The following is a 12,622-nucleotide window of genomic DNA, read 5'->3' as shown; positions in this document are numbered from 1 at the left end:
ATGGCCGACTCCGCCCGTCTGCATCGAGCCCGCGAGGTCCTCGGCGAGCTCGGGTTCGGGGCGCTCCTCGTCGGCCCCGGCGCCGACCTGCGTTACCTGACGGGCTACAACGCCCTTGCGATGGAACGCCTCACGCTCCTGGTCGTTCCGCAAGCCGACGACGCGAGCCTGTTGGTTCCTGAGCTCGAGGCGCCCCGTGCCGCCTCCAGCGGCGCGACCGAGCTGGTCGAGCTGCGCACCTGGAAGGAGCACGAGGACCCCATCGCGAACGTGCGTGACGTCCTCGCCGGCGCCGGGGTCGAACGGGAGGCCACCCTGGCGGTCCAGGACCAGCTGTGGTCGTCTTTCCTCCTCCGGCTCCAGATGGCGTTGCCCGAGGCGTCGTGGACCGAGGGCGGCGAGGTCACGACGCGCCTGCGGATCGTGAAGACGGAGGAGGAGCTGGAGCTGCTGCGAGCCGCGGCCCAGGCGATCGACCGGGTCCACGCGCAGGTCGGCGCGTTGCTCACGCCGGGACGGACGGAGGACGAGGTCGGCCGTGACATCGCCGAGCTGATCCTCGAGGACCACGACGAGGTCGCGTTCATCATCGTCGCGAGCGGTCCGAACGGGGCCTCACCTCACCACGAGACCGGCGGTCGAACGCTCGCGTCGGGAGACACGGTCGTCGTCGACATCGGCGGTGTCCGGCAGGGGTACTGCTCCGACTCGACCCGCAACTACGCCATCGGCCCCGTGAGCGCGGAGTACCTCGAAGCCCACGAGGTCCTGCGGCGGGCCCAGGAAGCCGGCGTGACCGCCGCACGATCGGGAGCGGCGGCCGAGGATGTCGATCGTGCCTGTCGCGACATCATCACCGAGGCGGGCTACGGCGAACGCTTCGTCCACCGGACCGGACACGGCATCGGCGTCGAGGTCCACGAGCAGCCCTACCTCGTCGAGGGCAACGAAGTGACCCTGGAGACGGGTATGACCTTCAGCGTCGAACCCGGCATCTACCTCCCGGGACGCTTCGGGATGCGGATCGAGGACATCGTCACCGCGACGCCCCAGGGCGGCGAACGGTTGAACACCCGCAGTCACGAGTTGGTCGAGGTGTCGGCGTGAGCGAGGTGGTCGTCCGTCGCGCCCGCATCGAGGAGATCCGGGAACTGGCGACGGAGTACCGGGCGGAGTCGTCTGCTCGCAGTCGGGACGGCGAGCCGTGGGATCCTCCGATCCCGCAGGGTGGGATCTACTGGATGGCCACCGACGCCACGACGAAGGATCCGCTCGGTTACGCCGCGGGGCGCCTGAGGCCGGACGGGACGACCGTGGGTCCGGTCTTCGTGCGGCCGGATGCCCGTCGTCGCGGGGTCGGCTTCGCGCTGATCGAAGCCATCCAGCGGTGGGCGGAGGACACCCGCGTGCCCGTGGTCGAGATCTCGGTGGCCGCCGACAACGACGAGGGCCGGGCCTTCCTCGAGTCCCTCGGCTACGAGCCGCGCCGCATCCTCATGTCCCTCACTCCCGCGAGCGCGCGCGAACGCGACGGGTGACCGTGGACGACGACGCCCGGCTGACCGACGACCAGCGTGCCCTGGTCAAGGTGCTGCGCCGCTTCGCCGATGATGTCGTCGCCCCGGCCGCAGCCGACCACGAGCGCGACGAGCGCTTCCCACGCGAGCTGTACCGTCAGCTCGGCACGATGGATCTGCTCGGTCTGCCGTTCCCCAGCGGGGCCGGGGGCGGGGAGCAGCCCTTCGGCACGTACCTGCTCGTCGTCGAGGAGCTCGCACGGGTCTACGCCGCCCTGGCGCTGGCCGTGTCCGTCAACACGCTCGTCGCCACCGCCATCGCGGGCAACACACGGGTGGAGCAGCGGGATCGACTCCTGCCACCGCTGCTGTCTGGGGAGGGGCTCGGGGCGTACTGCCTGTCCGAGCCCGACAGCGGATCGGATGCCGCGTCGCTGCGGTGCCGCGCCGAGCGGACCGATGCCGGCTGGCGGCTCACCGGCACGAAGGCGTGGGTCACGCACGGTGGGGTCGCGAGCCACTACCTGGTGTTCGCCCGCAGCGGCGGCGAAGGTGCCGGCGGCATCTCCGCGTTCGTCGTCGACGCCGATGTCGACGGCCTGTCGGTCGCGCGCACGGAGGACAAGATGGGTCTGCGGTCCTCCCCGACGGCCCAGATCGCGCTCGACGGCGTCGAGGTACCGAGCGAGGCGCTCCTGGGCCAGGAGGGCGGCGGTTTCCGCATCGCGCTGTCGGCCCTCGACGGCGGCCGCCTCGGCATCGCGGCGCTCGCGACCGGTCTGGCGCGCGGGGCGCTCGATGCGGCCACCGCATACGCGCGTGAACGCGAGCAGTTCGGCCGCCGCATCATCGACTTCCAGGGCCTCAGCTTCCTGCTGGCCGACATGGCGACACGGATAGCGGCGGGACGTGCCCTCTACCGCGACGCCGCCGCACGCAAGGACGCGGGTCTGGACCCCAGCCTCGCCGCGTCGATGAGCAAGCTCTTCTGCACGGACACGGCCATGAGCGTCACCACCGACGCGGTCCAGGTCCACGGCGGCGTCGGATACACGCGCGAGTTCCCCGTCGAGCGCTACATGCGCGAGGCGAAGGTGCTGCAGATCTTCGAGGGAACGAACCAGATCCAGCGCCTCGTCATCGGCCGTCACCTCGCTCGCGGATGACGCCTCGGCAGGCCGACGTCCCGCACCGTGACCTCCCCGCGCGCCGGGCGTGGTGGATCGCGGGGTTGGGCACCCTGCTGATCGGTGGCGGGCTGACGGTCCTGGTCGCCGCCCAGGGGTCGGGCGGGCGCGCCGGACTGGCCACCATGCTCCTCGGCGCCGCGATCAGCTGCGCGGTCGGCGCGCTCTACGCGGTCATCACGGCGGTCGTCGACACGCTGCGTCAGCAGGCCGTCCCCGGCACCCGGATCGCGACCGCCGTGACGCTCTTCGTCCTCGGCGCGGCTCTCCCCGGGATGCTCGTGGCGGTCGGCGGGTAGCCGCTCAGTGCTGGAGGCGACCGACCTCACCGGCACGCGCCGGCTCCATCGCTCCGACGAGCGCCGCCCACAGGCCCTTCCCGGCATCATCGCTGTGCACGCTGAGCTGATCCCACGTGGCGCCTCGCCCGAACGCCGCCCGCCACACGACATCGCCGGCACCGGTCACCTGCACCCGTGCGTAGTCAGCCGGACCGCGTTCGACGCGGTGATCGGGGTGGTCCTGCACCGAGCCGATGATCTCGTCCCACACGGTGCCGACACGCTGTGGAGCCGCGTCGCGGTCGAAGATCAGCGTCCACGAACCGGCCCCGGGCAGCGACGTGATGACCTCGAAGGCGATGGGCGGCTCCACCGCGTCACCGCCACGGCGGGCGATCGCGTCGAGCACGAACTCGACGACGAGTCGGACGGTCTCCTCGGGCTGGCTCAGCCTCCGGGCGCACGCCGACGTGACGTCGTCGCGGTGGACGAAGTGGTGGGCGAGCCACCGACGCGTTGCTTCGGCGAGGGTCTCGAGCCCTCCGAGTGGCGACCAGACCGGCCAGGACCAGTCGGCCTGTCGGGTCAGCGACAGCACCCGCAGCAACCGCCCGGTGTGCTCGCGGTACCGGCTGAGGACGACACCGGGGTCCGCAGACTCGTGTTCGACCGTGGGCGGTGTGCTCGGGTCGTCGAAGGGCTGCAGGAGCGGCCCCGGCTCGGCGTCCTCGTAGCGGCGCTCGATGGCGGTGGCGAGGCGGTCGCCGCCCTCCGCCAGGTGCTGGACCAGACGTGCCACCGGCGCGTCCCCGACGCGGGTCGTGGCGTTCCAGTCGCCGTCCTCGAAGCGTTCGAGCAGCGTCGTGAAGTCGGTGATCTCGCGCTGCAGGAGCCGCTCGGCCTGGGGGCCGAGGACCTCGGGCACGACGGGGTGGCTACTCACCCTGCAACCGTAACAGCGGCTTACTGCCCGCTCGTCATCGGCGAACCCGGTCGAGCCTACGACCCCGGTGGTAGCCTCGTTCAGCGTAGGACAGGAGGCCCCGAGGTCGCCACGGCATCACCGGCGTCCCCAGCGTCGCCGATCGGACTGCACCGGGTGATCGAACCCGTCGGGGTGCTCCCGCAGGCCGCTTGGCGTCTCGACAACCGTCCTGACCTCTTCGCTGGCGAGATGCGCATCGACCTCGAGCTGCTGAGCCTCGACGCGGCCTCGTACCGCCAGTTACGCGGCGTCAACGAGGGCGACCCGGGCCGCCTCCGGGCGTCGTTGCTCGAGATCTGCGCCGAGCGTGGCAAGGTCCAGAACCCGGTAACGGGATCCGGCGGCATGCTGGTGGGACGCGTCGCCGAGGTGCACCCAGACCGATCCGACGCCCCGGCCATCGGCACGCGTGTCGCCACGCTCGTGTCGCTGACCTTGACCCCGTTGTGGCTCGCCTCCGTCTCGGACTGGGACGGCGGGAGCGAGGTGGTGCCGGCTCGCGGGCACGCCATCGTCTTCGCGCGCTCCCCGTTCGCGGTGGTTCCCGACGACCTCGACGTCGCCGTGGTGCTGTCGGTCCTGGACGTGGCGGGGGCGCCCGCGCTGGTCTCCCGACACGTGCGAGGGGGCGATCGCGTCGCGATCATCGGTGGCTCGGGCAAGTCGGGGTCGCTCGCGTGCGTCGCGGCGCAGGAGCGGGGAGCCGCCGCGGTGGCCGCGGTGGTGCCGACCCTGCAGGACGCGCGCATCGTGGATGCCGTCGGTGCGGCGAGGGCGGTGATCGCCGACGCGCGCGACCCGGTCATGACCGCGGAAGCGGTGACTCGTGTCCTCGGCGCGAAGGCGGACCTGACGGCGGTGTGTGTCGACGTCCCCGACGCCGAGGGTGGCGCCCTCCTCGCGACGCGGGACGGGGGCACGGTCGTGTTCTTCTCGATGGCCACCTCGTTCGCGCGCGCTGCCCTGGGAGCGGAGGGACTGGGCGCGGACCTGACGATGGTCATCGGCAACGGCTACGTGCCGGGTCACGCCGCCGCGGCTCTCGACCTGGTGCGGCGCCACGCGGCCTTGCTCGACGTGTTCCGCTGGCGCGCCGGGGTCGGTCCAGCACCCGAGGTGGAGAGCGAACGATGACGAGCTCTGGCCGTGAGGGCGCGCGCGGGACCCTGCTCGTGGCCGACCGCATCGTGACGCTCGGGCACGGCCGCTACCGCGCCCGCGCCGTGCTCGTACGGGGCAAGCGCGTCGTCTGGGTCGGCGATGATCCCGATGAGGCACCCGGGCACGGTGAGCGGATCGAGTTCCCCGGCTGCACGATCGGGCCGGCGTTCGTCGACGCGCACGTCCACCTCACGTCCACCGGGATCACGCTCTCGGGCCTCGATCTGTCGCGCGCGTCGAGTGGCGCCGAGCTGCTCGACGCCGTCCGGACCTACTCCGCCCAACACGACGGACGGGTCGTGTGGGGACACGGCTACGACCCGCACGCGTTCGCGGACGAGCTGCCCGACCCCGATCAACTGCTCGAAGCCGGGCACGGCATGGCCGTCTACCTCAGCCGTGTCGACGGCCACTCGTGTCTGGTCGACCGCAAGACGCTGTCCGCGGCACCACTCGCGCGAGCTGAGGGGATCGAACGCGACCCACACGGCGACCCGACCGGTGTGCTGCGACGCGAGGCGAACCACATCATCCGCAGGTGGAGCATCGGGGCGATGACCGAGAGCGAGCTGCGTGCAGCCCGCATCCGCGTCGGCGAGCACGCTGCCGCGCTCGGCATCGCCTCGGTCCACGAGATGGGTGGCCCCGACATCATGGGCGACGCCGACTTCGATGCCTGGCTGGCGGGCGACTGGCCCATCGAGGTGATCGCCTACTGGGGCGGGCTCGACCTCAGCTTCGTGGTCGAACGCGAGCTGAAGCAGATCGGTGGTGACCTCTTCCTCGACGGCTCGCTGGGATCGCACACGGCGGCGCTGTCCGAACCGTACGCCGATGCGCCACACGAGCAGGGCCACCTCGAGTACGACGACGAGACCGTCATCGACCTGTTCCGAGAGGCGACCCACGCCGGGGTGCAGGTCGGGGTGCACGCGATCGGGGATGCGGCCATCGCGCAGGCGTTGCGGTGCTGGCGCCGCGTCGACGACGAGCTACCCGACTACCTCGAGTTCGGTGTACGGCGGCTGCGCCACCGCATCGAGCACGCCGAGGTGCTCCCGCCCGAGCTGCTCGACGAGGTCGCCGACCTCGGACTGGTCGTCAGTGCACAACCACCGTTCGATACCGTTTGGGGAGGGCCCGGCAAACTGTACGAACGACGGTTGGGACCCGAACGCGAGTCCTGGATGAACCCCTACCGCGCGCTGGCCGACCGGGGCGTCCCCCTGGCGTTCGGGTCCGACGCGAACGTGACGCCCATGGACCCCTGGGGCGTCGTGCGGGCCGCCGAGAACCGCGCCCACGAGCGGCACGCGATCACCCGGCTCGAAGCCGTCTCGGCCACGACCCTCGGGGGACGGCACGCGGCGCGCCAGGACCGGTGGGTGGGCACGATCCGCGCGGGCATGCGCGCCGACGTCGCGGTCTGGGACGGTGACCCCTACGCCGCCGACGATCCCACCGGGGCCCACTGCGTCCTCACCCTGCTGAAGGGGCGCGTGACGCACGGCGACGCCTCGCTCCCGCATTGGGACGACGCGCCCCGCGTACGCTCCGCCGCCACCACCGAGGAGGCTTCCGCACCGTGACCGCGCTCCTGCACCTCGATCCCGGACTGGTGGACGAGGCGCGTGAGCTGGCGGCGGCAGCGGTCGCACCGGTCCGCGATCTGTGCGCGGCGCACACCACCGTCTCGATCGAACGGGCGCTGGCGCGGCTGTACGGGCTCACGGGCGCGGACACCGAGGGGATCCCCTGGGTCAACCACCTCGTCGACAAGGTCGCTGCGGCAGGCGCCCTCGATCACGGCGTGACCCTGCCCATCTTCGTCGCTGCGGCGCGTGCCGGCACGGATCCTGCTGGCGCCATGCGTGGTCTGGCGGATGGGTCCCTCCGCGTCCCGAGCGACTGGTCCGACTACGAGCGGCGGACCGCCACCGACGAGGCGCGGGGTGCGGCACGCGACGTCGTCGAACTGCTCGATCGGCGCCGGTCGGAGCGTGACGAGCTGCTCGATCGCCTCGGTGACCCGCCCAAGCCGTGGATCTACCTCATCGTCGCCACCGGGGACATCGACGAGGACGTGGTGCAGGCGCAGGCGGCGGCCCGGCAGGGCGCCGACATCATCGCCGTCATCCGCTCCACCGGCCAGTCGTTGCTCGAACACGTTCCCGAAGGGGAGACGCACGAGGGCTTCGCGGGGACCTACGCCACGCAGGCGAACTTCGCGCGCATGCGCCGCGCGCTCGACGAGGTGTCGGAGGAGCTGGGACGCTACGTGCGCCTGACCAACTACGCGTCGGGCCTGTGCATGCCCGAGATCGCGGCGATGGCGGGCCTCGAACGCCTCGACATGATGCTCAACGACTGCCTCTACGGGATCATCTTCCGCGACATAAACCCCAGGCGGACCTTCATCGACCAGTACTTCAGCCGCCGCGTCCACGCCCGCGCTGGGATCGTCATCAACACCGGCGAGGACAACTACCTCACCACCGCCGATGCGGTCGAGGCCGCCCACACCGTGATCGCCAGCCAGTTGCTCAACGAGCGCTTCGCTCTGGACACCCGACTCCAGCCATGGCAGATCGGTCTCGGCCACGCCTTCGAGATCGATCCGGCGTACCCCGACCAGGTGACGCTGGAGGTGGCGCACGCCGCGCTCGTGCGCGAGCTGTTCCCGGGGTACCCCCTCAAGTACATGCCGCCCACCAAACACATGACCGGCGACGTCTTCACCGGCTACCTGCTCGACGGGTTCTTCAACCTCGTGGGCGTGCTCACCGGCCAGAGCATCATCCTGGTCGGGATGCTGACCGAGGGGGTGCAGACGCCGTGGCTGTCGGATCGCAGCCTGGCACTGAAGAACGTCCGCTACGTCCGGGACGCGACCAGGGGCCTGGCGGCCGAGTTCCGTCCCGCGAAGGACGGGCCCGTCGCCGAGCGAGCGCACCAGGTCCTGGGCGACGCGGTCACGCTGCTGCATCAGCTCGCCGATGAGGGACTGCTCCGTGCGATCGGGGAGGGCGTCTTCGGCAACACCCCCCGCCCCGAGGATGGCGGGCGCGGGCTCGAGGGGGTCATCGCGAAGACCGACACCTACCTCGATCCGGTGACCGAGCTGCTGGAGGGGGGGACCGCGTGACGACGATCCGGCCCTACGGGGACACCACCGACGACGGCCGGGTACAGGTGTCCTTCACGCTGCCGGTCGAGGCGGGTCCGCTCGGGCGGGCGGCGGCACTCGCGTTGGCCGATGCGATGGGCGTGCACCCCGCGTTCGTGGCCCACATGGAGCAGCTGACGCCCGGTTACACGTTCTTCGTCGTCTACGGGGCCGTCCTGCACGACATCGACCTGGACGCTTTGGAGGTGGAGGAGCGTCGGTACCCCCTGCTGTCGCCCCAGGAGGTCGACCAGCGCATCCGCGAGGTCCTCAAGCGCAGGTGCATCGTGCTCGGAGCATGCATCGAGACCGACGCACACACGGTGGGACTCGACGCCATCCTCAACCTCAAGGGTTACGCCGGCGACAAGGGCCTGGAGTACTACCGTGAGCTCGAGATCCACAACCTCGGCGCTCAGGTCAGTTCGGAGGAGCTGGTGAGCATCGCACAGGACCGTCGTGCGGACGCGCTGCTGGTCAGCCAGGTCGTCACGCAACGCGATGCCCACCGACACCACCTCGCGCGCCTGGTGACGAACCTGGTCGACGCCGGGATCCGTGACGGGGTGATCGTCATCGCCGGTGGACCCCGTCTACAGCCCGCTCTGGCCGCGGAGCTCGGCCTGGACGCGGTGTTCGGGGCGGGGACGACACCGCGGGAGGTCGCCAGCTACCTCGCGCACGCGCTCGCCGCTCGTGTCGGGGTCGCACGGTCCGATCAGACATCACCCCCCAGGCCGGCAACGCCGGCCCCTCCCCCCTCAAGGGGGGAGGCATGACCGATCAGACATCACCCCCCAGGCCGGCAACGCCGGCCCCTCCCCCCTCAAGGGGAGAGGCATGACCGAGGGTTGGGAGGTCGTGCACCGGCGCCGGCTGTCAGCCGCGGATGCGCACTACGGCGGTGGCCTGATCGACGGGGCGCACGCGCTGATGCTGTTCGGCGACGTGGCGACGGAGCTGCTGGTGCGCCGGGACGGCGACGAGGGCCTGTTCCGTGCCTACGAGGAGATCGAGTTCCTCGCCCCGGTCGTGGCGGGCGACTTCGTCGAGGTCCGCGGTCGCATCGATCGGGAGGGGCGGACGTCGCGGCACATGGTGTTCGAGTGCGTGGTGTACGCGCGGGCGGAGCCCGAAGTGTCCGGTTCCGCGGCGAGCATCCTGGACGATCCGCTGGTCGCCGTCCGCGCCGCGGGGACGTGCGTGACACCAGCTGACCGTCAGCGCGCCTGAGGACGCTGAGCCGTGCGCGGGCAGTGGTGTCCGGTCAGCGGACACCTCCGCGGTCGAGTCGCCAGGACCCTTGACGGTGGCGCCGACCGCGACCACCCTACGACCCGGTTCCGTGAGGAGGTGGGTCCGACGACGTGGGGGGCGGATCGCGACGGGGCCCGCGTCAGCTCGCTACCCGACCTCCCGTGTTCCGAGCGCGCTCAGTAGAAAACGCGTCGCGCCACCGCCAGGCCGCGGCCGGACCCAACGGCACGACGGAGCACGAGTCGACGGGGGGCTCTGGAGAACCGGTTCTCCGGAGCCCCCCGGTCCACACCGACACGTTTGCGCCCCGTCCGCGCACGCGGTACAACGCGCGCGCTCGAAGTCCCGGACGGTCGAACCAGGAGCGAGGTGTGGCCCGCAAGCGTGCGGAGGACGCGGAGGACGTCGAGCTCGAGGAGTTCGAGGAGGCCGGCGACGAGGAAGAGGAAGAGGACGACGACGAGCTCGACGAGGAAGCCATCGCCGAGCTCGAGGAGGAACTCGCACCCGACTTCACCGAACCCGACGACGAACCGCTCGAGGTCCCGGTCGAGGACGTCGAGGCGGACGAGGACGACGTCGCCGAGGACGAGGAGCTTGACGTTCTCGCCGGCTTCGATGACGACGAGGTCGACGTCGTCGTCGACGATGAGGACGATGAGGACGATGACGCCGACCGACTCCGGGAGGGCGAGTTCATCTGCCGCTCCTGCTTCCTCGTCAAGGCCGGCAGCCAGCTCGCCGACAAGCGCAACCAGCTCTGTCGCGATTGCGCGTGACCGTCGGCGGTCGGCTGGTCTCCTAGCGCTCGCGGGCGTCTCGGGTCTCGCCGGCTGGCTCGCCCACCCGCCGTGGGCTTGGTGGCCTCTGGCGTACCTGCAGGTGACGTTGCTACTGCTGGTCGTTCGTTGGGCCCGTCAACACGGCGACACCGCCCCGACGGCCTTCTCGCTGGGCCTGGTCTCCGGCCTCGTCACGTTCCTGCCGCTGCTGATCTGGGTGGCCAACCCCGCGGGGCACGTCGCGTGGCTCGTGCTAGGGCTGCTGGAGGCCGCCTTCACGGGGGTCTTCGCGGCGTTGGTCGCGCGGTGGTCGGACCGGCCTCTCCTCCCACTCGTCGCCGCGGTCGCGTGGACGGGCCTCGAGGCGTGGAGGGGCCTGTTCCCCTTGAACGGGTTCGACTGGGGCGGCCTCGGGTACGCCCACCTCGGTTCACCGTTCCTCGCCTTCGCCCGCGTCGGCGGTGTCCGAGGCCTCACGCTGCTGACGGTCCTCACCGCGGCTGGGCTCGCCCTACTGGTGTCGGATCGAGCCCGAGGTGGCGATCGTGTCCGGTTCGCGGCCGGCGCCACGGCCGTCGCCCTGGGGCTCGCTGGTCCGCTGCTGGTGCAACCGGCCGCGCCGGGCACGTCGGGACGCACCGTCGACGTGCTCGCCGTGCAGGGCAACGACGCTGAGGAACGCGCACTGCCGGGGAGGGAGATCGACCGCATCATCGCCGCTCAGCTCGTCGAACTGACGGAACGCAGCGTTGCTCGGCAGGGACGGCCCCATGTGACCGTGTGGCCCGAGAGCAGCATCGACCGCGATCCCACGACCGAACGCGGCGCCGACCTCCTGCCGTACCTGGAACGCGGAGCGGAGGTCGTGGGTGGGAACTTCATCGTCGGTGTGAACCTCGACGGTCCCCGTCCCGGGACCTTCCTGAACACCGCCATCGTCGTGGACGGGTCGGGCAACATCGTCGATCGCTACGTGAAGCGGCGCCTCGTCCCCTTCGGCGAGTACGTCCCGTGGCGGTGGCTCATCGGTGACATCGGCCCTTTCCGCCAGGTACCGCGGGATGGGTTGCCGGGTGACGGCCCACAGACGCTGCACCTGGGTGACGTCAACGTCGCGGTGGCCATCTGCTTCGAGACGTTGTTCCCCGAGATCGTCCGCAGCAACGTGCTGGCCGGTGACGCGGGGCTCGTGCTCGCGTCCACGAACGACGCCTCCTTCGGGCGCAGCAGCGAGCCGGCGCAGCACCTCGCACAGTCGCGGATGCGGGCGGTGGAGACCGGCCGGTGGGTCGTGCACGCGTCGCTGTCGGGCGTGTCGGCGTTCGCCTCGCCTGACGGTTCGGTGACCCAGCAGACCGACCTCTACACTGCCGCCGCGATCCGCGCTGACCTCCCCGTCGTGTCCCAGAGCACGGTGTTCCTCCGCGTCGGAGACGTCACCGGACTGGTCACCCGCTTCGCGGTGCTCGTGCTCGTCATCGCATCCGCCGCGTCGTGGGTCGCGCGCCGCCGTGCACGTCAGGAGCTGGACACGTGAGCACCGCCCTGGTGGTGATCCCCACGTACAACGAGCGTGGAACGCTCGAGTCGCTGGTGGATCGCGTCCTCGCGGTCGCTCCGGTCGACGTCGTCATCGTCGACGACGGCTCCCCGGACGGCACCGGCGACATCGCCGACGCGCTCGCGGGCGGCAGCGAGCGCGTGACGGTGCTGCACCGCGAACGCAAGAGCGGTCTCGGCTCGGCCTACCGCCTCGGCCTCGGTCGCGGCCTGGAGGTGGGCTACGACGTGCTCGTCGAGATGGACGCCGATCTGTCGCACCTGCCCGAGCAACTCCCGGCGCTGCTCGAGGCGACCGGTTCCGCCGATCTGGTGGTGGGGAGCCGCTACGTCGACGGCGGCGAGGTCGAGAACTGGCCCTGGCACCGACGGGCGCTCTCGAAGGGCGGGAACCGCTACGTACAGGCGGTCACCGGTATCCCGGTGCGCGACGCGACGAGCGGGTTCCGCGCCTACCGCCGGGAGGTGCTCGAGGAGATCGACCTCGGCGACCTGCGCTCCGAGGGCTACTCGTTCCAGCTCGAGACCGCCCTGCGCACGTGGTGGGAGGGGTTCCGGATCGCCGAGGTGCCGATCCGGTTCGTCGAACGCAGCCACGGGGCGAGCAAGATCAGCCGCGCGATCGTGTTCGAGGCCCTGTGGCGGGTGCTCGTGTGGGGCGTGACCCACCGACACGGCTCCACGCGTCCGCACCCGCGGTCGGTCGCCGTCCGGTCCTGAGATGGC

13 protein-coding genes are annotated in these 12,622 nt (G+C 71.2%); 12 read left to right on the top strand and 1 reads right to left on the bottom strand.

The window, feature by feature from the left end; all coding sequences use genetic code 11:
• From KY469_07965 to KY469_07950, 4 genes are all read left to right on the top strand, one after another.
• Window positions 1-1,107, top strand: a complete 1,107-nt coding sequence (locus tag KY469_07965; protein MBW3663018.1) for a Xaa-Pro peptidase family protein — start codon at window positions 1-3, stop codon at window positions 1,105-1,107.
• On the top strand, window positions 1,104-1,538 hold the full coding sequence (locus tag KY469_07960) for a GNAT family N-acetyltransferase (GenBank protein MBW3663017.1): 435 nt from the start codon (window positions 1,104-1,106) through the stop codon (window positions 1,536-1,538). The genes KY469_07965 and KY469_07960 overlap by 4 nt, the downstream gene beginning before the upstream one ends.
• On the top strand, window positions 1,535-2,683 hold the full coding sequence (locus KY469_07955; protein ID MBW3663016.1) for an acyl-CoA dehydrogenase family protein: 1,149 nt from the start codon (window positions 1,535-1,537) through the stop codon (window positions 2,681-2,683). Before KY469_07960 ends, KY469_07955 begins: the two co-directional genes overlap by 4 nt.
• 65 nt (window positions 2,684-2,748) lie before the next feature.
• On the top strand, window positions 2,749-3,003 hold the full coding sequence (locus KY469_07950) for a hypothetical protein (protein MBW3663015.1): 255 nt from the start codon (window positions 2,749-2,751) through the stop codon (window positions 3,001-3,003).
• A 4-nt stretch (window positions 3,004-3,007) separates the two neighbouring features.
• Here the strand turns inward: KY469_07950 and KY469_07945 are convergent, their stop codons facing one another.
• On the bottom strand, window positions 3,008-3,928 hold the full coding sequence (locus KY469_07945) for a maleylpyruvate isomerase N-terminal domain-containing protein (protein ID MBW3663014.1): 921 nt from the start codon (window positions 3,926-3,928) through the stop codon (window positions 3,008-3,010).
• 141 nt (window positions 3,929-4,069) lie between these two features.
• Between KY469_07945 and KY469_07940 the strand changes: the two genes are divergently transcribed.
• The 8 genes from KY469_07940 to KY469_07905 all read left to right on the top strand — a co-directional run bounded on the left by KY469_07940 (window position 4,070) and on the right by KY469_07905 (window position 12,616).
• Window positions 4,070-5,104 carry a hypothetical protein gene (locus KY469_07940; protein MBW3663013.1) on the top strand — a complete coding sequence of 345 codons (1,035 nt, stop codon included), beginning with the start codon at window positions 4,070-4,072 and terminating at the stop codon, window positions 5,102-5,104.
• Entirely contained in the window at window positions 5,101-6,720 is a 1,620-nt protein-coding gene (locus tag KY469_07935; GenBank protein ID MBW3663012.1) for an amidohydrolase, read from the top strand. The genes KY469_07940 and KY469_07935 overlap by 4 nt, the downstream gene beginning before the upstream one ends.
• On the top strand, window positions 6,717-8,276 hold the full coding sequence (locus KY469_07930) for a lysine 5,6-aminomutase subunit alpha (GenBank protein ID MBW3663011.1): 1,560 nt from the start codon (window positions 6,717-6,719) through the stop codon (window positions 8,274-8,276). Before KY469_07935 ends, KY469_07930 begins: the two co-directional genes overlap by 4 nt.
• Window positions 8,273-9,076 (top strand): cobalamin-dependent protein, encoded by an 804-nt coding sequence (locus KY469_07925; protein MBW3663010.1) that lies wholly within the window; start codon window positions 8,273-8,275, stop codon window positions 9,074-9,076. Before KY469_07930 ends, KY469_07925 begins: the two co-directional genes overlap by 4 nt.
• 61 nt (window positions 9,077-9,137) lie before the next feature.
• Window positions 9,138-9,530, top strand: a complete 393-nt coding sequence (locus KY469_07920) for a 3-aminobutyryl-CoA ammonia lyase (GenBank protein MBW3663009.1) — start codon at window positions 9,138-9,140, stop codon at window positions 9,528-9,530.
• A gap of 395 nt (window positions 9,531-9,925) precedes the next feature.
• Window positions 9,926-10,333 carry a hypothetical protein gene (locus KY469_07915; GenBank protein ID MBW3663008.1) on the top strand — a complete coding sequence of 136 codons (408 nt, stop codon included), beginning with the start codon at window positions 9,926-9,928 and terminating at the stop codon, window positions 10,331-10,333.
• A 103-nt stretch (window positions 10,334-10,436) separates the two neighbouring features.
• Complete coding sequence (lnt, locus tag KY469_07910) at window positions 10,437-11,873, top strand: apolipoprotein N-acyltransferase (protein ID MBW3663007.1); 1,437 nt, start codon at window positions 10,437-10,439, stop codon at window positions 11,871-11,873.
• Between the two features lie 8 nt (window positions 11,874-11,881).
• Window positions 11,882-12,616: a polyprenol monophosphomannose synthase gene (locus tag KY469_07905; protein MBW3663006.1), complete on the top strand. Its 735-nt coding sequence runs from the start codon at window positions 11,882-11,884 to the stop codon at window positions 12,614-12,616.
• Window positions 12,617-12,622: the final 6 nt, after the last annotated feature.

The organism is Actinomycetota bacterium (genome assembly GCA_019347575.1).
In the GTDB taxonomy this organism is placed as follows: Bacteria; Actinomycetota; Nitriliruptoria; order Nitriliruptorales; family Nitriliruptoraceae; genus JAHWKY01.
The sequence above is the reverse complement of the archived record's forward strand: the minus strand, read 5'-3'. Positions and strand labels throughout refer to the sequence as shown.